Below are 24123 nucleotides of genomic sequence, written 5' to 3'. Positions count from 1 at the left end.
TGGAATGAGACAGGGCATTCCCCGTGCCCTGTGTCGATGCCGACCACGGCCTCCATCCGGCGACCGACCGGCGGTGCGCGCAGACTGCATCCGACCGGTTGCCGCCCGAGTGGGCAGCCACTCCAGAGACGAGGCCCCGTCATGTCGCAAGCCGCACTCGACACGCTTTTGTCCGCGCTGACCGGCCCACTGACCTTGGTGGATGTGGGGGCACGCTGGGGCGTGCATGACCGCTGGGCGGCGCTGGGGGACCACGCCCGCATCATCGGCTTCGATCCCGACCCGGAAGAATGCGAACGGCTCGCGGCGGCCAGCCCGGCGAACGTGCGCTATGTGCCCCTGGGCCTTGCCGAGACCGAGGGGCCACGCACCTTGTATGTGACGAAGCAGCCGGCCTGCAGTTCGCTGTACGAGCCGATCCCGGCGCTGGTGGCGCATTGCCCGGCCCTGGCCGAGGTGATGACCACCCACACCGTGGAGATCCCGTGCCGTCCGCTGGATGGGGTGCTGCGGGATCTGGATGTGGCGCAGGTGAGCGCGCTCAAGCTCGACACCCAGGGCTCGGAACTGGACATTCTCAAGGGCGGGATCGAGGCGCTGAGCCACTGCGCGCTGATCGATGCGGAGGTGGAGTTCAACCCGATCTACAGCGGGCAGAACCTGTTCTGCGACGTGGACCGGTTCCTGCGCGACCAGGGTTTCGTGCTGTGGCGGCTGGAAACCATGGCCCATTATCCGCTGGAGGACGTGCCCGCCGCCCACGCCCAGATGCTGCTGCACGCGGACCCCGCGCCCCGGGCGGTGACGCAGGTGTCGAACGGCCAGCTGTTCTGGGCTCAGGCGCAATATGTGCGCGCCAGCTTTCCGCGCACCGGCGCCGAGAGCATGACGCGCGAAGAGGCCATTCCCGCGGCGGTGCTGGCCGGCGTCTATGGCTTCTGGGATCTCGCCCTGGAACTGGTGCGCAAGACCGGCGACGCAATGCTGCTGGCGGCCCTGCGCCAGGACCTCGCCCTCGCCCCGGCGGCGGAACCGATTGCCGCCGGGCTTTGACACGACAGCGCTGAATGGAAACCGCCGATGACGGCGGGTGGCGTCAGGCCGCGTTCTTGATCTTCAGGCCGTCTTCGAACGACACGTCCTTATAGTCCGACAGCGACGCATATTTCAGGCCCACATCCGCCAGCGCATCGAGCTTGGCGGAGGTGTCGAACTTCTTGAGCTTCATCTTGTCGACGTAGAAGGTGTCGATCAGCTCGTTATAGACCGAGGTCTCGTCGATGGAGATGGCGTAGATCTTTACGTCGCCGAAGGTGAGGTGAAAGCGGTTTCCCCGCGCCAGATCGGCGATGTAGATGAAGTAATTCCCCTCGCCATCGAACGCCGCGCCGAAGGTTTCCACCAATTGCGGCAGGCTGTCATAGGCCGCGATGGAGCCGGCCAGGAACCGGATCGCCGGCTTGCCGCTCTCGGAGACCGAGAACACTTCCTTCAGCAGGGTCTCGGGGCCATCAAAGGCGATCTCGCCGCGATAGCCGAAGCGGCCGGGCACATGGGTGTCGCCGGCCAGCATGGGCTTGAGCAGCCGGCCTTCGGCTTCGAGCTTGGCGAACGGCGTATCTGCAAGGGCAGTCATGGGATGATCCTGTGTGACGAGGGGATGCCGGAATGCGGCCGTCGTTCGCCACGGCGGGTCTGCCGGGCGACCCGCGACGTCGGGATCTGACGCGCTGTCTGGCGCGCCCATGGGGTCGGCAGGCGGGGATGCCTGCGTCAATCGGCGGTGATCATCACCTCGGGAACCTCATTGGGGTCCTCCACATCCATTCCGTCCTCCTCGGCCATGGCGATGCCGGTCAGGCAGATGTCGCCATCGTCGATCACCAGCGGGATCGGCGTCAGGTCCTTGCCCTGGCAGGGGCCGATGAAGCAGTGGCCGGTGTCGAGATCGAACTGCGCCCGATGCTTGCCGCAGGTGAGGAAATTGCCGTCGTCATCGAGGAACTCGCCGGGCAGGGTATCGAGCCGCGTGCCCTGGTGCGGGCAGGCATTCTCGAAGCCATAGAAGGCATTGCCCTTGCGGGTGACGATGATCGGCCACGGCTTGCTGGCGCCGGCCTCGTCGAGGCGCGCCAGCACGAAGCCGCGGGCGCCGCCGTCATCGACCTCATAGGTGGAGCAAATGGCGAACAGTTCAGTCATGGACCGTGCCCTCCCGGAATGCGCGCTGCCCCGCTCTGTGCGGAAGCAGACAGTGGGGAGGACATCGCAAGATCCGCGCCATGCGGGCGTGTCGGCTTTCCCGCAGGGCGCGCCTAGCGGCGGGCGAGCGAGCGCAAAAACCCCTGATATTCCTCGGTCAGTTCCATATCCACCGCGGGGGCCGCCTTCAGCAGCAGATTGGCGATGAAGGGCTGGTCGTTGCGCGGGTCTTCCAGCGCCTCGCGCAGGATCGGCAAATTGTCTTCGATGTGATGGAGGAAGGCCGGCTCCTTCTCCGCGATCACCGTCCAGCGCTCCCGGGTCCAGCGCGCCAGCGGATAGAGGATTTCCTGCACGAAATTGGATTTCCGGGCCTTTTCGAAGAAGCGCAGGCCGGTGTTCCAGTCTTCCTTGGCCCGCAGCGGCGGCGGCGGCCTGTCGCCTTTCAACCATTTGCGTCCGGCCTGACCGACAAAATCCTCCAGCAGGATGGGATTTGGATTGTCCGCCCGGAAATAGCCGAGCCCCAGGGAGCCCGGAAACTCCGGCCCCAGCCGCGCCACCAGCCCCGCCTCCACCGCATCCACGGCAGCGGCGTCCCCCCTCAGGGCTGCGGTCATGCAGAAGGCGAACAGCGCGTCATTGCCCACCCCCTGCACCCCGCTGCCCTTGAGATCGTCGGCGCTGAGGGCTGGCGTCACGCCATCGGCGGGCATGGCCGCGGTGCCGGCGCGCAAAGCGGTGATGAAGGCGGTGATCTCCAGCCAGCCCATGAAGCTGGCCAGGAACGCATCGGGATCCACATGGACGATGGCGAGATTGATGGGCTGCTTGCGCGTCTGCAACTCGGCCATGTCGGTCATGACGGCTTCCCCGATGGTGCGCGCGGGCCGATATGTCGGCCCGATCCGGACATCGGGTGTTGCTGCAAAAGCTATGCCGGGGCGCCGCGATGATCCGGTGCCCGCGGCCTCAGACCGGCAAAGGCGGTTCCAGATGCGCCAGCGCCCGCTCCTGGTCGAGCATGTAATCGCGCTGCACCGGCACGTCGTCGCGGTTGGCGCTCAGGAGCAGTTGGAACACCATGTTGGAGCCGTTGAGGAAGCCCAGTTCCACCGCCACCAGATAGAATTCCCACATGCGGGCGAAACGCTCGCCCATCATGGTCACCACCTCCGGCCGCCGCGCCATGAAGCGGTGCCGCCAGGCGCGGATGGTCCAGTAATAATGCAGCCGCAGCACCTCGCAGTCGGACACCCACAGTGCGGTCCGCTCGGTGGAGGCCATCACTTCCGACAGCGCCGGCACATAGCCGCCGGGGAAGATGTATTTGCGGATGAACGGCGCGGTGGTGCCGGGCGGCGACATGCGGCCGATGGCATGCACCAAAGCAAAGCCGCCGGGCTTCAGCAGGCCGCGCAGGGTGGAGAAGTAATCGTCGAAATGATTGACCCCCACATGCTCCATCATGCCGATGGAGACCACGCGGTCATAGGTGCCGGTCAGTTCGCGATAGTCCTGCTCGATGAACTGCACCTTGTCGGATACGCCGGCCGCTTCCGCCCGCCGGCGGGATTCCGCCAGCTGGTCGGGCGAGACATTGATGCCCGAGACGGTCACGCCGCAGGTCTGGGCCAGATAGATGGCAAGCCCACCCCAGCCGGAGCCGATCTCCGCCACATGCATGCCGGGGGAGAGTTTCAGCTTGGCGGCGATGTGGCGCATCTTGTTGCGCTGGGCGGCCTCCAGCGGCTGGTCCGGAAAGTCGAAATAGGCGCAGGAATAGCTCATGCTCTCATCGAGCCAGAGCCGGTAGAATTCCGCCGGATGGTCGTAATGGCTTTTGACGTTCTCGGCCGCCTTGCCCAGCGGATTGGCCTGCTGGCGGCCGCGCAAAGCGCGCCACACCTTGCGCAGGCCCTTCTGCACCGGATGGGCGGCCAGGCCCTTGCGGTTGACCGAGAACAGCAGCAGCAGGTCGTAGACAGTCCCGCCCTCCTCGAAGGTCAGGCGACCATCCATATAGGCTTCCGCCGCCTTCAATTCCGGATTGAGGAACAGCTCCCGCGCCAGCCGGTCATCGGCAAAGCGTGCCACCAGGACCGGGCCGTCCCCCCCTGAGCCGAAGCTGTGGCGCGCCCCGTCCGGGGTGATCACCGTGAGCCGCCCCTTCTCGATGAAACGACGGAGCAAATGGGAGAGGAGGCGCATGGACACGATTGCAACCTTGTTGCGGCCGCACACGCGCGAACGGACACCGGCACCCCCGTGCCGGCCCTCGCCAACCGCTCCCTTTGCGCCGCATCGCCCGGGGAGACGGGATGATCACATCACCGCCATGAGGTCCGCTTCCAAGATGCATGGTCCGAAGGCAAGGTCGAAACGCCCCCTCGCATCCGGCCCAACCCTTGGCGCCCGCGGTCCCCACCACGATCATTGATCAGGACTGCAACCTTATCGCGGTCTCGCGCCCGAAGGCAAACCCACCCAGGGGCCGGCACCCGGCCATGCCCATTTCGCGGCGGCCGATGGCAGCGTCAGGCGAAGGTCAGTACCGGTTCGCGCCCGATCAGCCGCGCCAATTGGCGCAGGCGGGTGTGGACGCGGTCGTTGATCAAATTGGCCATGTCCGCCGGAACGGTCAGCACCAGCGTAGTGTCCTTCACCACCAGCGGCATGCGGGGCAGGATTCCCGGCATGGCCGCCGACAGAATATAGGCCACCCGCATGGCGGCGCCGAGCACCCGGGCACGATCCAGCATGCCGGGGGAGATCAGCCCCAGGATCGCCGGGGCGTTCCCCTCCTCCGCCAGGCCCATATGGCGGAAATAGACCGCCAGCGCCACGAACGCGCGGCCGGGATGGTCGATGCCCACCATGGCCGCATGGGCGATCACATTCAGGCTCTGCTCGCCGCGATAATCGGGATGCGCCCGCCAGGCGATATCCGCCAGCAGGCAGGTCGCCTGCCGCAGGCGCACCTCTTCCGCGCTCTCTTCCATCACCGGCGAGGAGCGGAAGAAGGCGCCGGTCCACGCCACCAGTTCCTCGCCGTGCAGCGGCGAGCGGGAGCGCAGCATGTTGAGTTCCTGCGCCGCCTCCAGCAGCGGGTCCGCCGCCCGCTCCTGCGGGTTCAGCAAGGCATAGAGCAGCCCCTCGCGCACGCCGAGCGCGGAGATCACCACCTCGGCCGGACGGCCGGCGCGCACCACGTTTTCCAGCACCAGCGCGCCATAGGCCAGCAGCGGCCGGCGGGCGTTGGAGACCGCATCGATATGCGCCAGCGTTTCCGCGTCCGCGCGATGCACGAGGCGGGTGAACTCGAGCGCCTCCTTGGCCGGGATGCGGTAGCCGTGCATCACATGCAGCGGATAGTCCTTCTGGAACATGTGCAGCCGGGCCAGCGCCCGCCACGTTCCGCCCACCGCATAGAAGGTGCGCCCGGCCATTTCCGACAGCACGGGCGCCTCGCGCACCGCCTCGCGGACGATCTTGTCGGCCTTGTTCAGGGATTTGGATGAACGGTCCTGCAAGGCGAGGCTGCCCAGGGGCAGAGTGATGCCGGCCCCCACCTGCGTGCGCCGCACATCCACCAATTCCAGCGAGCCGCCGCCCAGATCGCCCACCACGCCGTCCGGCTCATACACGCCGGAGACGATGCCATAGGCCGCCAGTTCCGCCTCGCGCCGACCGGTCAGGATCTCGATGGGCGCGCCGCAGATGGCCTCGCATTCGGCGATGAAGGCCGGGCCGTTCTCCGCATCGCGCGCGGCGGCGGTGGCCAGCGCATGCACCGTGCCCACCCCCATGGCATCGCACAAAGCGCGAAACCGGCGGAGCGCGGAGAATGCCTTCTGGACAGCATCTTCCGGCAGGCGCCCGGTGGAGAGCACCTCCCGGCCGAGGCCGCACAGCGCCTTCTCGTTGAACAAGGGCACAGGGGACCGCGTGACCGCCTCATAGACCACGAGGCGGACCGAATTGGACCCGATGTCGATGACCGCGACCGGACCTTTCCCCGCCATCAAGGTGGAGAGGCCCAGTCGATCATCGTCCCTAGCGTCGGACGAGGAGACTGCGCGGCGAAGAATCTTTGAGAGACTTTCCACGTCCAGACAGGCTCGGGTTTGTCATGAAATAACGATGGGCGTTGAACGATTCTTCGCCCGGCGCCGGGACTATGCGTTCCGAGGAGCCATCGGGCAACACCCACCAGCTCTGTTCGTTGTCGATAAGGTTGGCGACCATGATCTGGTCGAGCACCTGCTCGTGCACCGTCGGATTGGTGATGGGGCACAGGGTTTCCACCCGGCGATCCAGGTTTCGCGTCATCAGGTCGGCGGACGAGATGTAGACGATCGCCTTGGGGTGCGGCAGGCCGTGGCCGGCGCCGAAGCAATAGATCCGGCTGTGCTCCAGGAACCGTCCGACGATGGACTTCACCCGGATGTTCTCGCTGAGGCCGGGAATGCCCGGCCGCAGGCAGCAGATGCCGCGGATGATGCAATCCACCTTCACGCCCGCGGACGAGGCCGCATAGAGCGCGTCGATGATCTCCGGATCCACCAGCGAGTTGCACTTCAGCCAGATGGCCGCGGGACGGCCGGCCTTGGCGAAGGCGATCTCATCGGCGATGTGGCGCATGATGCGCGGCTTCAGCGTGGCCGGCGACACCGCCATGGCGTCCAGTTCGCCCGGCTGGGCGTAGCCGGTGATGAAGTTGAAGATCCGCGCCACGTCCTGGGCGATCACCGGGTCGGCGGTGAAGAACGACAGGTCGGTATAGATGCGCGCGGTGATGGGGTGATAATTGCCGGTGCCCACATGGCAGTAGGTGGCCAGATTGGCCCCCTCGCGGCGCACCACCATGGACAATTTGCCATGGGTCTTCAGATCGATGAAGCCGAACACCACCTGCACGCCGGCCCGCTCCAGATCGCGCGCCCAGCGGATGTTGGCCTCTTCGTCGAAGCGGGCCTTCAGCTCCACCAGCGCCGTCACCGACTTGCCGGCTTCCGCCGCCTCGGCCAGCGCCTTCACGATCGGGCTGTCGGAGGAGGTGCGGTAGAGGGTCTGCTTGATGGCGACGACGTTAGGGTCTCGAGCAGCCTGACGGAGAAACTGAACCACCACATCAAAGGATTCATAGGGGTGGTGAACCAGGATGTCCTTCTCGCGGATGGCGAGAAAGCAGTCGCCGCCATGGTCGCGGATGCGTTCGGGAAATCGGGCGTTGTAGGGCGGGAACTTCAGGTCCGCCCGGTCCACTGACACCAGTTGCGAGAATTCGTTGAGGGCGAGCACGCCCTTGACCACGAAGATCTCGTCGTCCTGCACGTCCAGTTCGCGGGCGACGAAGTTGCGCAGTTCGTCCGGCATGCCGGCATCCGCTTCCATGCGGATCACCTCGCCGTAGCGGCGCTGCTTCAGCGCGGTCTCGAACAGGCGGACCAGATCCTCGGCTTCCTCTTCCACGTCCAGGTCGCTGTCGCGGATCACCCGGAACACCCCCTGCCCCTTCACCGCATAACCGGGGAACAGGCGGCCGATGAACAAAGTGGTCATCTGCTCCAAAGTGATGAAGCGCATCACGCCCGGCTCACGCTCCGGCAGGCGGATGAAGCGCTCCACCTTGGCGGGAATGCGGATCAGCGCGGTCATCCCGCGCCCGTCGGTCTGGCGCACCAGTTGCAGCGCCAGCGAAAAGCCGAGGTTAGGGATGAACGGGAACGGATGGGCCGGATCGATGGCCAGCGGGGTCAGGATCGGGAAGACGTGATGCAGGAAATGGGTTTCCAGCATGGTCAGGTCGTCGGCGCTCACATCGGCGCCATCCACAAGAAGGATGCCCACCTTGGCCAGGTCCGCGCGCAATTCCAGCCAGCGGGCCTGCTGATCGAAGATCAGCGTGCCGGCCTCGGCCACCACGCGGGTCAATTGCTCGCCGGGCAGCATGCCGTCGGGGGTGGCCAGGGTGACGCCTTCGCGCACCTGCTCCTTCAGGCCCGCCACGCGGACCATGAAAAATTCATCCAGATTGTTGGCGGAGATGGAGAGGAAGCGCAGCTGCTCCAGCAGGGGATGGCTGCGGTTGGAGGCTTCCTCCAGCACGCGGCGATTGAAGTGCAGCCAGGAGATTTCGCGATTGATGAACCGTTCCGGGGAAGCGGCCAGTTCGCTCAGTGCGGTCTCGGCGACGCCCTCGGCGTCCGCTTCCTGCACCATGGCGAAAGCTGCGGTCTCGTTGGCACTCATCGATGGGTCCCCCGGTTTCGCGCGGACCATGGCCGCCTTGCATGACCACTCTATGACGGCCACGAATGCTTATTCTTCATCGTCCTCGCGCGGGGCGCTGCCATCGGGGCCCGGCATCTCCTCCCGCAGCACCTGGGCGACGAGCGCGCGGGTGACGGGCCGCTGCGCCGCCAATGCCGCCCGATCGATGGCTTGCACCAGGGCCTGCGCGCCCTCCACCGTACGCTCCATGCGCCGCAGCAGAAACTGCACGATGGCGTCGTCCACCACGATCTGGCGGTCGGCGAACAATTTCACCAGCACCGCCGCCAGCAGCGCGTCGTCCGCCACCGCCAGTTCCAGCTTCGGCAGCGCCCGCAACCGCGAGGCAAGATCCGCCGTGGCCAGCGGCCACAACGCCGGGGAGGTGCGCATGGTCAGCAGCACGAAGGCGTGCTGCTCGCGGGCGAGATTCAACAGGTGGAACAGCGCCGCCTCGTCGAAGGTTCCCGGCTCCAGATCCTCCACCACCAGGGCACCGGTGGCCAGGGCCGCCGGCACCTCGGCGCGCGCCAGATCGCCGGCCTTGAGGGTCAGCGCGCCGGCCTTGGCGGCGAACACCGCCGCCAGATGGCTCTTGCCGGCGCCGGGCGGCCCCACCAGGCACACCACCCGCGCCGTCCAGTCGGGGAAGGCATCGATCAGCGCCAGCGCCGCCGCATTGCCGGGCGCGCCCAGGAAATCGTCCCGGCTCATGGCCGGGGGCGCCGGCAGGTCGAACGGCAATTGGCGGGATTTGGCGTCGCGTCCGGTCATGGCTCAGCGCGGCCCGCCCACCGGCTCGTCCTTGGGCAGGTCAGCCCCGGTATAGAGCGTGCTGTGAAAATACTGCCGGAAGCCGAACCGCACCAGGACCCCCACCGCCGCGGTGAGCGGCACCGCCAGCAGCAGGCCGACGAAGCCGAACACATAGCCGAAGGCGAACAGAGCGAACATCAGCCACACCGGATGCACGCCGATGCTGTCGCCCACCAGCTTGGGGGAGAGCACATAGCCCTCGATGGTCTGGCCGAGGATGAAAATGCCGAAGATGGTGCCGATCATGGTCCAGTCCGGGAAGAACTGCACGATGGCCACCCCCATGGCCAGCACCAGCCCGGTCAGGGAGCCCACATAGGGAATGAAGGTGATGAGCCCCGAGACGATGCCGATGAGGAAGCCGAAATTCAGCCCCGCCATGCCGAGCGCGATGGCGTAATAGCTGCCCAGCAGCAGGCAGACCAGGGCCTGGCCGCGCACGAAGCCGGCCACCGCCAGATCCATCTCGCGGCCAAGGCGCCGCACCACCGGGCGCTGGTGGACCGGGATCCAGGAATCCACGGTCTCCACCATGCTGTTCCAGTCGCACAGCACGTAGAACACCACCACCGGCGTCACCACCATCAGGGCGAACAGCGACAGCAGCGCCTGGCCACCGGACCAGATCGAGGTCAGCAGGCCCAGCAGATAGGTGACGCCCTGGGACATGATTTCCGAGAGCGAGCGCTGGATCTCCGGCAGGCGGGCGCCGAAGAACTGGTCGGCCCAGTCGCGATTCTCCTCCGTCAGCAGCCCCTGGAGGCGCGAGACGTAGGACGGCATCTTCTGGATGAAGTCGAACAGCTGGCTGATGAACAAAGGCATCACCACCAGCAGCAGCAGGAACACCACCAGCAGCAGCAGGCCCACCAGCACCAGGGTGGCGGGGATGCGGCCGATGCCGATGCGGTTCAGGCGCTGCACCAGCGGGTTCAGGAAATAGGCGATGGCCGTGCCCATGACGAACGGCAGCAGGATCGCCCGCAGCACCCAGGTGACCAGCACCAGGACCACCAGCGCACCGATCCAGAAGCGCAGTTGTCCTTGAAGCCTCATCGCTTGTGTCCCCCGGGTGCCGGCCGGGGCTGCGAGAACGGCCCGACGGCGGCTCAACGCGCCATGTGGCGTGTCCATGCCGCGAGATAGGCAGCAGCGGAAAGGCCCGTCAAGAGCCCCACCATCACCAATCCCAGGCGGAAGGGCTCATCCAGGGTCAAGTCGAAGCTCTCGCGGGCCAGCACCAGCGCGGCAAAGGCGATCTGCACCGCCGTATTCACCTTGGAGATCACCAGCGGCTGGATGGCGACCGGGCGGGCCATCACCAGGGACAGCATGATGGCGCCCACGATCATCACGTCCCGCGACACCACCGCAATGGCCACCCAGCGCGGCATCATGCCCGCGACCGCCAAGGTGATGTAGATGGAGACCAGGAGCGCCTTGTCCGCCAGCGGGTCGAGATAGGCCCCCAGTTCCGTGCGCAGGTTGAAGCGCCGGGCGATGAAGCCGTCGATGGCATCCGAAACGCCCGCCAGCACGAACAAGGCCAGCGCCAGCATGGGCTCGTCGGCGGTGATGGCCCAGACCACCACCGGCACGATCAGCAGCCGGCCGATGGTGATGATGTTCGGCAGGTTCACGGCTTTGCCCTCCCTGCGGCGCGCCGCCGGCGGAGGCCGACGGCCGTCAGTGGTCTCAGCCTCCGCGCACGGTCCTCAGCCGCGCTTGATGGCGAGCGGGCTGAAGCCCTGCTGGCCGGCCACGGCCTGGATCCGTAGCACCACCACATGGCGCGGCAATGTGGCAGCAAAATAGACCTGCTCGGCAATGTCCTCGCCGGTCATGGGGGCGGTGCCCTCATAGATCTTGTCCGCCTTGGCATCGTCGCCGCGGAACCGCACCAGGGAAAACTCGGTCTCGGTGAGGCCGGGCTCGATATTGGTCACGCGCACGCCGGTGCCGGCCAGATCCGCCCAGCAGTTCAGGGCGAACTGCTTCACGAACGCCTTGGTGGCGCCATACACATTGCCGCCCGGATAGGGATAGTCGCCGGCCACCGAGCCGGTGAACACCACATGCCCCTGCCCGCGCTTGACCATGGCCGGCAGCGCCGCGCGCACGGTGTAGGTCACGCCGGTCACATTGGTGTCGATCATGGTCTGCCAATCGGCGATGTTCGCCGCCTGGGCCGGCTCCAGGCCCAGGGCCAAGCCGGCATTTGGGCACACCACATTGTAGTCCTGGAACGCCTCCGGCAGTTCGGCCAGCGCCTTTTCGGTGGCGGCATAGTCGCGCACGTCCAGCACCACGGGATGCACCAGGCCGGGGAATTCCGCCGCCAGGGCCTCGAGACGATCGGCGCGGCGACCGATGGCCACCGCCTTGCCGCCCACGGAGGCGAAGCGTCGCACCGTCGCCGCACCGATCCCCGAGGTGGCACCGGTGACGACCACGGTGAGCGTCTTCGGATCAAGGGCTTGGGACATGGGATTCTCCTGCGGGGAAAGGCGGAAAGCGCGGACATAGCGCGCCACGACACGGGCGTCCATGCGCCCGGCGGCAGGCGCCGGGGCCGGGCGGCGGTTCTGAGCCGGGAAAGCTTCAGGTCTGCCGGGTCATTCTCTCGCCATCTTCCAAGGGAACCCTGAGCGTGAATTCGGGGCCGTGCGAGCGACGCCGATCGTTGAAAAGATGCCGGTAACCCTTTAGGCGTAGCATCGGTGGATGGGATGTCACGATGGCGGGTCCGGCAGGGTTGCGGCCACGCGCGGAGCTTTGTGAATGAAGGTGTTAACCGTTGGGGCCGTGCTGTTCAGCGCCGTCGCCTTGGCTGCCTGCAGCACTGAACTCGACGGCTTCGGCACCAAGACCAGTGCCGTCGACTCGCAACGCATCCTGTCCGCGCCCACCGCCTCGGTGGAAAGTTCCGCCGTGCCCCCCATCGCCTCCGCAGAACCGCTGCGTCCTGCCACCGGCGCCACCGCATCCAGCGCCGGCGCCGCGGTGACGCCGCGCACGGTGGCCAGCAATGTCCCCCTGACGCCGCCGCCGGTGACCCCGGCCGGCAATGCCTATGCCGCCGGCAGCACCAAGGAACAGCTGGCGGGCGCCTGGACCCTGGCCTGGGACGCCGGCCAGCACACCTGCCCGGTGACGCTGACCACGGATCGCGGCATGAGCGGCCTCGCGGCGCGGGCGGATGTGTCCTGCCCGAGCGAGATCTTCATGACCAAGGGGTGGGATGTGATGGGCTCGGATATCGTGTTGCAGGATCATGTGGGCAAGATCACCGCCCGCCTGCAGCCCACCGGGCCGAACCGCTTTACCGGCATTCTCTCCGACAACAACCAGGCCATCGCGCTCGATCGCTGACGGCCACCGCGGCGGCTGACGGCTGCCGAATGCGGGCCTTCTGCGCGGCATCAGCAGCGCCGCACCGGCGGATCACGCCGCCCGAGGGATGCCGCCGCTCTTTCGCACACGCCATCAAAGACGCACGCCGTGACACTTCAGCGGGCAGCCATGCCATGGCTGACGGTCGATGCGGGACGCGCCGTGCCCTGGGACGGGGGATAGGCGAACAGAATCGCCCCCAGGATGACCCCGTAGGCCGCTCCGAACAGAACCCAGTCGCGCCACGAGCGACGAACCATGGGCGGGGACATTTCACACCTCATTATCGCTATTTTTTCTATTCTCATATCTATAGACATTTAAGTCAATCGATCCAGTATGAATGTGAACAACCCCGACCTGCCGTTGCGGCAGAAGAAGCGTTGCAATCCGCCGAGACGGTAGTAGCCTACGTCATCCCGTTGGAGACGCGCCTTGCCCCGCCCATGCGCCGTTCCCGCTCCCAGAGGCTCCGTCTTCGGCTCCCTGCGGCGCGGGGGGACCCGCGCCGCCCTTGGCCTTGCTTTGGCACTGGGGGGGCTCTCCTCGGCCTCGGCGCAGGCCCAGACCTTGAAGGCGGTGCAGGCGCGCGGCACGCTGGCCTGCGGCGTCAACCGGTCGCTGTCAGGCTTTGCCGCTCTGGACTCGCGGGGCGCCTGGAACGGCTTCGACGTGGATTTCTGCCGCGCGGTGGCAGCGGCGGTGCTGGGGGATCCGGCCAAGGTGCGCTTCGTGCCGCTGGATGTGCCGAACCGCTTCACGGCCCTGCAAAATGGCGCAGTGGACGTGCTGTCGCGCAATTCCACCTGGACGCTGAGCCGCGAGGCCGAACTGAACCTTCAGTTTCCCGTGGTCACCTATTATGACGGGCAAGGATTTCTGGCCCGTGGCGAGCGCGGGATGCTCAAGCCCGAGCAACTGGCCGGCGGGCGCATCTGCGTGCAAAGCGGAACCACCCACGACACTTATGCCAGCGACTATTTCGAATCGCGCGGCCTGAAGGTGGACGTGGTGGCCTTCGCCACCCCCGCCACCTTGGTGAAGGCCTATCAAAGCGACTGGTGCGATGCGATCACCAGCGACGTCTCGCAACTCTACGCCCTGCGGCGCCTCATGGCCGCCCCCGCGCAGCAGGCCATCGCCGACGTGGTGATCTCCAAGGAGCCGCTGGGGCCGGTGGTCCGCCAGGGCGATGCCCAATGGTTCTCCATCATCCGCTGGACCCACTTCGCCATGGTGCGGGCCGAAGCCCTCGGCATTTCCAGCGCCACGCTGAAAGCGGCGACCCCGCCCAACAGCGCCGAAGCCGAACGGCTCCTGTCGGCGCAGCCCGACCCGTTCGAGGCGCTGGGCCTCGCGCCCGGCGCCCTGACCCGCATCGTGCGCGACGTCGGCAATTATGGCGAGGTCTATGACCGCAATCTGGGGGCCGGCTCCGGTCTGGGCATCCCCCGCGGCCTCAACCGCCTCACCCGCGACGGCGGGCTCCAATTCGCGCCCGCCTTGCGTTAGATCGCCTCCGCCGGGTTCAGCGCCCTCAGCCCGTTTCCCGCGCTCAGCGCGGCGCCATGCGCAAGGCGCCGTCGAGGCGGATCACCTCGCCATTCAGCATCGGATTACCGATGATGTGCACCACCAGGGCCGCATAATCCTCCGGCGCGCCGAGGCCGGGGGGAAACGGCACCGTGGCGCCGATGCTGTCCTGCACCTCCTGCGGCATGGACAGCATCATCGGCGTGGCGAAGATGCCCGGCGCGATGGCCACCACCCGGATGCCGACGCTGGCGAATTCGCGCGCCGCCGGCAAGGTCAGCCCCGCCACCCCGGCCTTGGAGGCGGCATAGGCCGGCTGGCCGATCTGGCCGTCATAAGCGGCGATGGAGGCGGTGTTGATCATCACCCCGCGCTCGCCCCGCGCCAGCGGCTCCAGCCCCACGGCGCCCGCCGCCACCAGACGCAGCAGGTTGAAGGTGCCGATCAGATTGATCTCCACCACCCGGCGGAAGTCCTCCAGCGGCTGCGGGCCCTTGCGGCCGACGATGCGGCCGGCGGGCGCCACCCCGGCGCAATTCACCAGGATGCGCGCCGGGCCATGGGCCGCGCTCGCCGCCGCCACGGCGGCTTCGGCGCTGGCCGCATCCACCACGTCGCAGGCGAAGGCGCGCCCGCCGATTTCCTGCGCCACCCGCTCGGCCCCCGCCAGATCGCGATCCAAGAGCGCCACCTTGGCGCCGGCGGCGGCCAGCGTGCGCGCCGTGATGGCGCCCAACCCCGAGGCCGCGCCGGTGACGACGGCGGCGTGTCCGGTAATCTCCATGAGCCTGTTCTCCCCGCGCCGTTGGCGCCTATTATTCTCCGCGCGCCGTGGCGCTCAGTGACCTTCGAACACCGGCATCCGCTTGGCGACGAAGGCCGCCGCGCCTTCCGCGAAATCGCGGGTGGAGGCGCTGGAGATGAAGGCATCGCGCTCCGCATCCAGTTGCTCGGGCAAGCTGTTCTCGAACGAGGCCCGCAGCAGGGCCTTGATCCGCCCCAGCGCGGCGGTGGCCCCCGCCGCAAGCCGCTCCGCCAGCGCGTCCGTCTCCGCCGAAAGGCTTGCCGCCGGTACCACCTTGTTGGCGATTCCGAGCCGCAGCGCCTCCTGGGCATCGATGGTCTCGGACAGCAGGGCCAGTTCCATCGCCTTGCGCAAGCCGACGATGCGCGGCAGATGCCAGGTGGCCGAACCGTCCGGGGAGGTGCCGATGCGGCTGTAGGCCATGGAGAATTTGGCGTCGTCGGCGGCGATCAGCAGGTCCGCTGCCAGCGCCATGGACAGGCCGGCGCCCGCCGCCGCCCCCTGCACGCTGGCGATCACCGGCGCCCGCAGCCGGGAGAGGGTGATCATGGCGTCGTGCAGCGGATCGATCAGCGCCCGCACCACATGCACCGCCTCGGGGCCGGCGTCGTGAAAGCGCCCCACGTCGCCGCCGGCGAGGAACGCCCGCCCCTCGCCGGACAGCACCACCACCCGCACGGTCCGCTGCTCGGCGATGGTGTCCACCGCCCGCTTGAAGGCCAGGATGGCGTGCTCGTCGAGCGCGTTCAGCACATGGGGCCGGTTGAAGCGGATGCGGGCGATGCCGCCGGTCACATCGAGCAGCACAGGATCGGCGTTTGACATGCAGTCCTCCGCGCGGCTCATGACGGGCCGCTTCGGGGCGTAACGCTGCACCATCAAGGGCCATGGCCGCAAGGGCCGCCCCACCCCTTGCCGACCCCGACGCCCAAGCCCACAGTGCGCGCCAGACAAACAGACGGGTCCCGATGGGCCAGCCGGCCGGCGCGGATCCGCATCCTGGTGGAGGTTTCCCCGCATGCCCCTTCCCGCCGCCCTGGCCGGACGCCTGAAAGCCCCGATCATCGCCGCCCCCATGTTCCTGGTGTCGAACCCGGACCTGGTGGTGGAAACCTGCCGCGGCGGCTTGCTGGGCACCTTCCCGGCGCTCAATGCCCGCACCACCGCCGGCTACGAGGCCTGGCTGGACGAGATTTCCGGGCGCCTGTCCGACGTGCCGGACGCGGCGCCGTTCGGGGTCAATCTCATCGTCCATGGCAGCAACAGCCGGCTGCAGGCGGATCTGGCGGCCACCGTGCAGCACAAGGTGCCCCTGGTCATCACCTCGCTGGGCGCGGTGCGCGATGTGGTGGCGGCGGTGCACTCCTATGGCGGGCTGGTGTTCCACGATGTCATCAGCCGGCGCCATGCGGAAAAGGCGGCGGAAGCGGGCGTGGATGGCATCATCGCCGTGGCGGCGGGGGCCGGGGGACACGCGGGCAATCTCAGCCCGTTCGCGCTCATTCCCGAGGTGCGCTCGGTGTTCGACGGCACGATCATCCTGTCGGGGGCCATGTCCACCGGTTCGCACGCGGCGGCGGCACGCCTCATGGGGGCGGATCTGGCCTATTTCGGCACCCGCTTCATCGCCACCCGCGAGAGCGCCGCCCCGGACGGCTACAAGGAAATGATCCTCACCGCCGCCGCCGCCGACGTGGTCTATACCCCGGCCATTTCCGGGGTGAATGCCAATTTCCTGCGACCCAGCATTCAGGCGGCGGGGCTCGATCCGGACAATCTCACCGCCCACGCCAAGCTCAATCTGGATGACGAGGCCAAGGCTTGGAAGACGGTGTGGTCCGCCGGCCAGGGGGTGGGCTCCATCTTCGACGCCCCGCCCACCGCCGACCTCTGCGCCCGGCTGATCGCGGAATACACCGCCGCCCGCGACAGCGCCGCGCGGTTGCTCTGAGAGCGGCGGGCGGGAAGACTTCCGGGTTCGTCATGGCCGGGCTTGTCCCGGCCATCCACGCCGGGCCGACGGAGCGCGGCTGGAAAGCAAGCGCCAAGCCGATCCCCGTGGATGCCCGGGCCAAGCCCGGGCATGACGATCTTCCAAGAAAGCCCCCCACTCCGAGGGGGGGCCATATGCGATAGCCCTGCGGTCCGGCGGGAGATGGCCTCCTGATCAAGGGATCAGCAGGATCGCGCCGGCATTGGTGCGCGCCTCCGCCGTGCGGTGGGCCTCTGCCACCTGCGCCAGGGGGAAGCGGGCGGCGATCACCGGCTTGACGATGCCCGCCTTGAGCGCCGCGAACAGCTCCGCCGCATTGGCACGCAGGTCCGCCGGGTCCGCATTGCGCGGGAAGATGGAGGCGCGGGTGAGATAGATGCTGCCCTTCTTGGACAGCAGTTCCGGCGAGATGTCCGGGGCCGGGCCCGAGGCACCGCCGAACAGCACCACCAGGCCGAACTGGGCCACGCAATCCAGCGACTTCAGGAAGGTGTCCTTGCCCACGGAATCATACACCACCCGCGCCTTGCGTCCGCCGCTGGCGGCGACCACCTGCTCGACCCAATCAGCCTGCGCATAATTGATCGCCACGTCGCAGCCCGCCGCCTTGGCGATGGCGCACTTCTCCGGCGAGCCGGCGGTGCCGATGACGAAGGCGCCCAAAGCCTTGGCCCAGGCGGCCATGATCTGCCCCACCCCGCCCGCGGCGGCATGGATGAGCACGATATCGCCCGGCTGAACCTCATAGGTCTTGCGCAGCAGATATTGCGCGGTCATGCCCTTGAAGATGACCGCGGCGGCCTCTTCGTCGGAAACGCTGTCGGGCAGCACCACCAGGCGCTCCGCGGGCACGATGCGGCGGTCCGCATAGGCGCCGATGCCGGCATTGATATAAGCGACCCGGTCGCCCACGCTCACCGTGGTCACGCCTGCGCCCACGGCCTCCACCACGCCGGCGGCCTCATGGCCAAGGCCGGTGGGCAGCGGCAGCGGATAGATGCCGGTGCGCTGGTAGATGTCGATATAATTGAAGCCGATGGCGGTCTGGCGCATCAGCACCTCGCCCGCGCCCGGCGGCGGCAGGTCCACACTCTCCAGAGCCAGAACCTCCGGGCCGCCGAAGGCATGGATGCGGACCGTCTGCGCTGCCGTCATGGATTTTCTCCCTCACAAGGTACGATTTCTGCCATACCTTGATCGGAGATAAGGTATTATGCAAGCCATACCTTGCAGCACGGATACGGGAGCAGGCGATTGGCGGACAGCGGGTGGCATCCCAGCGCGGACGAGATGGATCTGAGCAAGGTACTCTCGGCGCTGGCCGACCCCATGCGGCGCGGCGTGGTGCTGGATCTGGCGCGGGGCGACGGCGCGCCGCGCCTGTGCGGCACCTTTTCCATGCCGGTGACCAAGGCCACCCGCACCCATCATTTCCGCGTGCTGCGGGAGGCCGGGCTGATCCGCCAGGTGGATCTGGGCAACGGCCGCACCAATGTGCTGCGCCGGGCCGAACTGGACGCGCGCTTTCCCGGCCTGCTGGCGGCGATCCTGGCGGCGGCGCCAGGATCTTTGGCAGAGGAAGGACCTTTGGCGGAGGAAGGACCTGCCGCCGCAGATCAGATCGAGGCGTCGATATCGGAGGGCGCCAGCACGCCCGCACCGGCCAGATAGTCTTCCAGCGCGGTGATGCACTGGCTGAGCGGGGCGGTGGTGTCCAGCACCAGTTCCGGCTGCCGGGGCTCCTCATAGGGGGCGCTGACGCCGGTGAAATTGGCCATCTCGCCGGCGCGGGCGCGGGCATAATGGCCCTTGGGATCGCGCGCCTCGCACACCTCCAGGGGCGCGCGCACATGCACTTCGTGGAACAGCGGCCCGCAGATTTCCCGCGCCCGCGCCCGGTCCGCCTCGGCCGGTGACACCAGCGCCACAATGGCGATCTGGCCGTTGTGCGCCAGGAAGGATGACATCTCCGCCACCCGGCGGATGTTCTCCGAACGGTCGGCGGGCGCGAAGCCCAGATCGCCATTGAGGCCGGTGCGCAAGGTGTCGCCATCCAGGAACAGCGGCGCGCCGCCGAGATCAAACAGGCGCTTTTCCAGCGCCCGCGCCACGGTGGATTTGCCCGAGGCCGGCAGGCCGGTGAGCCACAGCACCGCGCCGCCATGGCGATAGCGCGCCACCCGATCGGACGGGCGCACGGCGGACGCCACCGCCACCACCTCGCCGCGCGGCGCGGGGGATTTGTCCTCGCTGGTGGCGGACAGGATGATGCCGCCCCCGGCGATCTTGCGATCCACCTCGATGACGATGCGGCCCAGCAGCGGATTGATGCCATAGGCATCCGCCGCCAAGGGCCGGTGCAAGGCGATATCCACTTCGCCCACATGGTTGCGGCCCAGCGCGGCAATGCCCTCGGTGACGAGGCTCGCCGGGTCCACGGCGCTGGCCACAGCGCGGACGATGCCGGTGGCGGACGCCGTGGCGAGGCGCACGGTGACGGCGGCGCCGGCCTTCAGCGGGGTATCCGCCAGCCAGAACACCCGGGCGGTGAGGCGGCGGGCGGCGCGCGGGCGGTTGCTGCCATGCGCGGCCACGTCGCCGCGGGCGACGAAGATGTCCTTGTCCAGGGTCAGGCCGATGGAGCGGCCGGCGCCGGCCGTGCGCGGCGCGGGGCCGGGCCAGGCTTCCAGCGAGCGGATGCGGGCGGTGGCGCCTGAGGGCTCGAAGGTCAGTTCATCGCCCACCGCCAAGTGGCCGCTCTCGATGCGGCCGGCGATGATCCGGCGCTCATCAAACTTGTACACCGCCTGCACCGGGAACCGCAGCGGCAGGTCGCCGAGGCCGGGGGGAGCGGTCAGCCGGTCCAGCCCTTCGAGGATGGTCGGCCCCTCATACCATTCCGCCCCTTCGGCCCGCTCCGTGACGAAGCCGCCATCGCGCGCCGACAAGGGAATGACGAAGGTGGGATGCAGGCCGAAGCCGTCCAGATAAGCGGTGACGTCCGCCTCGATCTTGGCGAACACGGCGCGGTCATAGCCCACGCGGTCCATCTTGTTCACCGCCACGATCACCTGGCGCAGGCCTAAGAGATGCAGCAGGAAGGCATGGCGGCGGGTCTGCTCGCGCACGCCCTCGGCGGCATCGATCAGCAGCACGGCGGCATCCGCCTGGGCGGCGCCGGTGATCATGTTGCGCAGGAATTCCACATGGCCCGGCGCGTCGATCAGCAGATAGTCGCGCTGCTTGGTAGCGAAGCGGATCTGGGTGGTGTCCACCGTGATGCCCTGGTCGCGCTCGGTCTGGAGCGCATCCAGCAGAAACGACCATTCGAACGGCATGCCGCGCCGCGCGGAGACTTCCCGCAGCATCTCGATCTTGCCGTCGGGCAGCGCGCCGGTCTCATAAAGGATGCGGCCCACCAAGGTGGATTTGCCGTGGTCCACATGGCCGACGATGACGATGCGCAGCAATTCCCGTTCCGTGGGGCTGCGCACCGCATAGTGCGCCTCCGGCGGGGCATCGGCGGAGATCACGGGAAGGACGGAGGCGATGCTGACGGACATGACGGATGATCTCACAGATAGCCGGCGGTGCGCAGACGCTCGAACGCGTCCTCGCTCTCATGGTCCATGGCCCGGCCCGAGCGCTCCGAGGTCTTGGTGGTGGCCAGTTCCGCCAGGATCTCGTCCAGGGTGGAGGCCAGCGAGGGCACCGGCGAGGTGATGTCCTTGTCGCCCAGGGAGCGATAGCGCACGCCGTCCTTGGAGAAATACAGCGGAATGACGGGAATGCCCTCGCGCTGGGTGTAGGCCCAGATGTCCAGCTCGGTCCAATGCAGGATCGGGTGGATGCGCAGATGGGCGCCGGGGGTCAGCGCGGTATTGTACTGATCCCAGAATTCGGGCGGCTGCTCGCGCACATTCCAGGCGCCGTCGGTGCCGCGGGGCGAGAAGAAGCGCTCCTTGGCGCGGGTGGGCTCCTCGTCGCGGCGGATGCCGGCGATCACCCCGTCGAAGCCGTGCTTGGCCAGGGCCAGGCGCAGCCCCTCGGTCTTGCGGGCGGCAGAGCGAGCGGCGGGGGGCAAGGTGGGGTCGGTGCTCTCCAGCGGCGGGCAGTCTTCCAGCAGCAGGTCGAGGCCCCATTCCTTGGAATAGCGGTCGCGGAAATCATACATCTCCGGGAATTTGCGCCCCGTATCCACATGCATGCAGGGGAAAGGCACGCGGCCGAAGAAGGCCTTGCGCGCCAGCCAGATCATGACGTTGGAATCCTTGCCCAGCGACCACAGCAGCGCCACCTTCCGCAACTGCGCGAACGCTTCGCGCATGATGAAGATGCTCTGCGCTTCCAGCGCGTCGAGGCGGTTCATTTCCAACGTTCTCATCTCCGCCGTCTCGGGCATGGCCCTCACCTTCGTCTTGCACATGATAGCGGGACCGTGCGCCGGCACCACATCCGGGTGCGCGAGGCATTCAGCCGCTGAGCGGCGATCGGCAAGCGCCTAATTTGCGATTGCATAATGGCGATCGCTATTTTAACTTTAGAACCACGTCAACCTCATTAATTAACATCAAAAATTCGGTGATTTGGGAAACCGGCACCGAAACGGATCTGGCCCTTCATGACTTCGCCGCTGCAGCAGAAACTCAAGATCAACGGCCCGACGGTGATCACCGCCAACCGCCTCGGCGATGGCGTGGTGGTGTGGCTGCGGGCGGATGGCAGCTGGAGCCTGGACATCGGCGACGCGGCGGTGGTGACCACCTCCACCGAAGCCCTGCGCCTGCTGGGCATCGCCAATGCCGATGAGAACCGCGCGGTCGGCGCCTATCCCGCCCCCGTGGTGCTCGATGCCGCCGGCCTCCCCCGGCCCGCCAATCTGCGCGAACGCATCCGCGTCGGCGGCCCCACTGTTGCGTTGCCGGGCGCCGCCTGAAGCGCCTGACGGAAGCTGATCATGTATATCTATGACGAATTCGACCGCACCTTCCTGCATGAGCGCGTGAATGAGTTCCGCGATCAGGTGGTCCGCCGGCTCTCCGGCGAACTGAGCGAGGAGGAGTTCAAGCCGCTGCGGCTGATGAACGGCGTCTATCTGCAATTGCACGCTTATATGCTGCGGATCGCCATTCCCTATGGCACGCTCTCGGCGGCGCAGATGCGGGCGCTGGCCCATGTGGCCCGGCGCTATGATCGCGGCTACGGCCATTTCACCACCCGCCAGAACATCCAGTTCAACTGGATCAAGCTGGATGAGCTGCCCGACGCCATGGCGGATCTCGCCGCCGCCGGCATGCATGGGCTCCAGACCTCCGGCAACTGCATCCGCAACACCACCACCGACCAGTGGGCGGCGGCCACCCCGGAAGAGATCGAGGACCCGCGCCTCTATGCGGAGATCATCCGCCAGTGGTCCACCTTGCACCCGGAATTCACCTATCTGCCGCGCAAGTTCAAGATCGCCATCACCGCCGCCAAGCATGATCGCGCCGCCATCCGCGTGCACGACATCGGCCTGCGGCTCTATCGCAAGGACGGCCAGACCGGGTTTGAGGTGATCGTCGGCGGCGGGCTGGGGCGCACGCCGTTCATCGGCAAGACCGTGCGCGAGTTCCTGCCGCGCGAGCATCTGCTGTCCTATCTGGAAGCGATCCTGCGCACCTATAATGCGGGCGGGCGGCGCGACAACATCTACAAGGCCCGCATCAAGATCCAGGTGCATGAGATCGGCACCGAGGAATTCTCCCGCCGGGTGGAAGAGGAATGGGCGCAGCTCAAAGACGGCGCCCTCACCCTGGACGATGCCGCCCTCGACGCCATCCGCGCCCATTTCCAGGTGCCGGACTTCGAGGCCCTGGAAGATGGCGGCCCGGAACTGGCCGCCGCCAAGGCGGACCCCGCCTTTGCCCGCTGGTACGCCAATGCGGTAGCCCCGCACCGGGTGCCGGGGCATGCCATCGTCACCTTGTCGCTGAAGCCGGTGGGCGGTCCTCCGGGGGATGCCACCGCCGACCAGATGGACGCCATCGCCGATCTGGCCGATCGCTATGCCTATGGCGAAATCCGCGTCGCCCATGAGCAGAACCTCACCTTGCCGCACGTGCGGCAGAAGGATCTGCTGGCGCTGTGGCAGGTGCTGGACGCGCAGGGGCTGGCGACACCCAATATCGGGCTGATCTCCGACATCATCGCCTGCCCGGGCCTCGATTATTGCTCGCTGGCCAACGCCCGCTCCATTCCCTTGGCGCAGGATCTGACCAAGCGCTTTGCGGACAATGACCGCATCGCCGACATCGGCCGGGTGCATCTCAACATTTCCGGCTGCATCAATGCCTGCGGCCACCACCATGTGGGCCATATCGGCATCCTGGGGGTGGAGAAGCAGGACCAGGAATTCTACCAGATCACCTTGGGCGGCAAGGCCAACCACAAGGCCAAATTGGGCGAATTGCTCGGGCCGGCGGTGCCGGAATCCGAGGTGGTGGATGTGGTGGAGCGCATTCTCGACACCTATCTGGAACTGCGCACCAGCCCCGCCGAGACCTTCATCGCCGCCGTGCAGCGGCTCGGCATCGAACCGTTCAAGGACAGCGCCTATGCCGCTCGTTAAGACTGGCGTGGTGATCGCCGACCCGTTCGTGACCGTGGCCGATGACGCCGCTTTGCCGGACGCCCCTGCCCTCGTCTCCGCCGCCCGCCTGCTGGCGGAAGGCGAGGCGCTGCTGGCCCACGCTCATCCCGTCGGGGTGATCTGGCCCAACAACAAGGACGTGCTGGAACTGGCACCCTTCATCGGCCGGCTGGCGCTGGTGGCCTTGGTGTTCCCGAAGTTCCGCGATGGGCGGGCCTATACCCAGGCCCGTCTGCTGCGCGAGCGGCTCGGCTTCACCGGCGAATTGCGCGCCACCGGCAATGTGCTGCGCGACCAGTTCCTGCTCATGGTCCGCTGCGGCTTCGATGCGTTGGACGTGGCCAAGGACAGCGACGCGGCGGCGGTGGAAAAGGAACTCCATTCCTATTCGGTGTTCTACCAGCCCACCGGCGACGGCCGCCCCACGCCCCTGCGGGCGCGGCTCGGCGCGCGCCCCGCGTGAGCGCTCCGGAG

24 protein-coding genes are annotated in these 24123 nt (G+C 67.5%); 8 read left to right on the top strand and 16 right to left on the bottom strand.

Annotated elements, in window-relative coordinates; all coding sequences use genetic code 11:
* Window positions 1–141 precede the first annotated feature (141 nt).
* Window positions 142–1053: an FkbM family methyltransferase gene (locus tag AAG816_RS10155; protein ID WP_341989488.1), complete on the top strand. Its 912-nt coding sequence runs from the start codon at window positions 142–144 to the stop codon at window positions 1051–1053.
* 43 nt (window positions 1054–1096) lie between these two features.
* Here the strand turns inward: AAG816_RS10155 and AAG816_RS10150 are convergent, their stop codons facing one another.
* The 10 genes from AAG816_RS10150 to AAG816_RS10105 form a co-directional block, all read right to left on the bottom strand.
* Window positions 1097–1636 (bottom strand): hypothetical protein, encoded by a 540-nt coding sequence (locus AAG816_RS10150; RefSeq protein WP_341989487.1) that lies wholly within the window; start codon window positions 1634–1636, stop codon window positions 1097–1099.
* A 137-nt stretch (window positions 1637–1773) separates the two neighbouring features.
* On the bottom strand, window positions 1774–2202 hold the full coding sequence (locus tag AAG816_RS10145) for a Rieske 2Fe-2S domain-containing protein (RefSeq protein ID WP_341989486.1): 429 nt from the start codon (window positions 2200–2202) through the stop codon (window positions 1774–1776).
* 113 nt (window positions 2203–2315) lie between these two features.
* Window positions 2316–3065: a hypothetical protein gene (locus tag AAG816_RS10140; RefSeq protein ID WP_341989485.1), complete on the bottom strand. Its 750-nt coding sequence runs from the start codon at window positions 3063–3065 to the stop codon at window positions 2316–2318.
* A 109-nt stretch (window positions 3066–3174) separates the two neighbouring features.
* Window positions 3175–4413, bottom strand: coding sequence for a cyclopropane-fatty-acyl-phospholipid synthase family protein (locus tag AAG816_RS10135; protein ID WP_341989526.1), 1239 nt, complete (start codon window positions 4411–4413; stop codon window positions 3175–3177).
* A 326-nt stretch (window positions 4414–4739) separates the two neighbouring features.
* Window positions 4740–6227 (bottom strand): exopolyphosphatase, encoded by a 1488-nt coding sequence (gene ppx, locus AAG816_RS10130; protein WP_341989484.1) that lies wholly within the window; start codon window positions 6225–6227, stop codon window positions 4740–4742.
* A 31-nt stretch (window positions 6228–6258) separates the two neighbouring features.
* On the bottom strand, window positions 6259–8427 hold the full coding sequence (locus AAG816_RS10125) for an RNA degradosome polyphosphate kinase (RefSeq protein ID WP_341989525.1): 2169 nt from the start codon (window positions 8425–8427) through the stop codon (window positions 6259–6261).
* 99 nt (window positions 8428–8526) lie between these two features.
* Window positions 8527–9252, bottom strand: a complete 726-nt coding sequence (locus AAG816_RS10120; protein WP_341989483.1) for a chromosomal replication initiator DnaA — start codon at window positions 9250–9252, stop codon at window positions 8527–8529.
* A gap of 3 nt (window positions 9253–9255) precedes the next feature.
* A complete protein-coding gene (locus tag AAG816_RS10115) occupies window positions 9256–10350 on the bottom strand; it encodes an AI-2E family transporter (RefSeq protein ID WP_341989482.1) in 1095 nt (364 codons plus the stop codon).
* Between the two features lie 53 nt (window positions 10351–10403).
* Window positions 10404–10934 carry a CDP-alcohol phosphatidyltransferase family protein gene (locus tag AAG816_RS10110; protein WP_341989481.1) on the bottom strand — a complete coding sequence of 177 codons (531 nt, stop codon included), beginning with the start codon at window positions 10932–10934 and terminating at the stop codon, window positions 10404–10406.
* Window positions 10935–11009: 75 nt separating this feature from the next.
* Complete coding sequence (locus tag AAG816_RS10105) at window positions 11010–11780, bottom strand: SDR family NAD(P)-dependent oxidoreductase (RefSeq protein ID WP_341989480.1); 771 nt, start codon at window positions 11778–11780, stop codon at window positions 11010–11012.
* Window positions 11781–12075: 295 nt separating this feature from the next.
* Here AAG816_RS10105 and AAG816_RS10100 point away from each other — a divergent pair, with 295 nt between their 5' ends.
* Window positions 12076–12666, top strand: coding sequence for a protease inhibitor Inh/omp19 family protein (locus AAG816_RS10100; RefSeq protein WP_341989479.1), 591 nt, complete (start codon window positions 12076–12078; stop codon window positions 12664–12666).
* Window positions 12667–12803: 137 nt separating this feature from the next.
* Here the strand turns inward: AAG816_RS10100 and AAG816_RS10095 are convergent, their stop codons facing one another.
* Complete coding sequence (locus tag AAG816_RS10095) at window positions 12804–12959, bottom strand: hypothetical protein (RefSeq protein ID WP_341989478.1); 156 nt, start codon at window positions 12957–12959, stop codon at window positions 12804–12806.
* A 214-nt stretch (window positions 12960–13173) separates the two neighbouring features.
* Here AAG816_RS10095 and AAG816_RS10090 point away from each other — a divergent pair, with 214 nt between their 5' ends.
* Window positions 13174–14199, top strand: coding sequence for an amino acid ABC transporter substrate-binding protein (locus tag AAG816_RS10090; protein WP_341989524.1), 1026 nt, complete (start codon window positions 13174–13176; stop codon window positions 14197–14199).
* A 43-nt stretch (window positions 14200–14242) separates the two neighbouring features.
* Here AAG816_RS10090 and AAG816_RS10085 read toward each other — a convergent pair whose 3' ends face one another.
* Entirely contained in the window at window positions 14243–15004 is a 762-nt protein-coding gene (locus tag AAG816_RS10085) for an SDR family NAD(P)-dependent oxidoreductase (protein WP_341989477.1), read from the bottom strand.
* A gap of 54 nt (window positions 15005–15058) precedes the next feature.
* Window positions 15059–15850 carry an enoyl-CoA hydratase-related protein gene (locus AAG816_RS10080; RefSeq protein ID WP_341989476.1) on the bottom strand — a complete coding sequence of 264 codons (792 nt, stop codon included), beginning with the start codon at window positions 15848–15850 and terminating at the stop codon, window positions 15059–15061.
* 193 nt (window positions 15851–16043) lie between these two features.
* Between AAG816_RS10080 and AAG816_RS10075 the strand changes: the two genes are divergently transcribed.
* Entirely contained in the window at window positions 16044–16976 is a 933-nt protein-coding gene (locus AAG816_RS10075) for a nitronate monooxygenase family protein (protein ID WP_341989475.1), read from the top strand.
* 216 nt (window positions 16977–17192) lie between these two features.
* On the opposite strand, the gene AAG816_RS10070 is transcribed toward AAG816_RS10075, so the two are convergent.
* Window positions 17193–18173, bottom strand: coding sequence for a quinone oxidoreductase (locus AAG816_RS10070; RefSeq protein WP_341989474.1), 981 nt, complete (start codon window positions 18171–18173; stop codon window positions 17193–17195).
* A 99-nt stretch (window positions 18174–18272) separates the two neighbouring features.
* Between AAG816_RS10070 and AAG816_RS10065 the strand changes: the two genes are divergently transcribed.
* Window positions 18273–18689: a helix-turn-helix domain-containing protein gene (locus AAG816_RS10065; RefSeq protein ID WP_341989473.1), complete on the top strand. Its 417-nt coding sequence runs from the start codon at window positions 18273–18275 to the stop codon at window positions 18687–18689.
* On the opposite strand, the gene cysC is transcribed toward AAG816_RS10065, so the two are convergent.
* Together cysC and cysD are read right to left on the bottom strand one after the other, a co-directional pair.
* Window positions 18635–20581, bottom strand: coding sequence for an adenylyl-sulfate kinase (gene cysC, locus AAG816_RS10060; RefSeq protein WP_341989472.1), 1947 nt, complete (start codon window positions 20579–20581; stop codon window positions 18635–18637). The genes AAG816_RS10065 and cysC overlap by 55 nt on opposite strands.
* Before the next feature lie 11 nt (window positions 20582–20592).
* Window positions 20593–21387 carry a sulfate adenylyltransferase subunit CysD gene (gene cysD / locus AAG816_RS10055; protein ID WP_341989471.1) on the bottom strand — a complete coding sequence of 265 codons (795 nt, stop codon included), beginning with the start codon at window positions 21385–21387 and terminating at the stop codon, window positions 20593–20595.
* Between the two features lie 252 nt (window positions 21388–21639).
* Between cysD and AAG816_RS10050 the strand changes: the two genes are divergently transcribed.
* Genes AAG816_RS10050 through AAG816_RS10040 form a run of 3 tightly spaced genes read left to right on the top strand, consistent with a single transcriptional unit; the run spans window position 21640 to window position 24112 of the window.
* Window positions 21640–21954 carry a DUF2849 domain-containing protein gene (locus AAG816_RS10050; protein ID WP_341989470.1) on the top strand — a complete coding sequence of 105 codons (315 nt, stop codon included), beginning with the start codon at window positions 21640–21642 and terminating at the stop codon, window positions 21952–21954.
* Between the two features lie 21 nt (window positions 21955–21975).
* Window positions 21976–23628: a nitrite/sulfite reductase gene (locus AAG816_RS10045; protein ID WP_341989469.1), complete on the top strand. Its 1653-nt coding sequence runs from the start codon at window positions 21976–21978 to the stop codon at window positions 23626–23628.
* Entirely contained in the window at window positions 23615–24112 is a 498-nt protein-coding gene (locus tag AAG816_RS10040; protein WP_341989468.1) for a DUF934 domain-containing protein, read from the top strand. The genes AAG816_RS10045 and AAG816_RS10040 overlap by 14 nt, the downstream gene beginning before the upstream one ends.
* Window positions 24113–24123: the final 11 nt, after the last annotated feature.

The organism is Azorhizobium sp. AG788, from assembly GCF_943371865.1.
Classification (GTDB): domain Bacteria; phylum Pseudomonadota; class Alphaproteobacteria; order Rhizobiales; family Xanthobacteraceae; genus Azorhizobium.
Note: the sequence above shows the minus strand (reverse complement) of the source record. Positions and strands in the feature narration are given on the sequence as shown.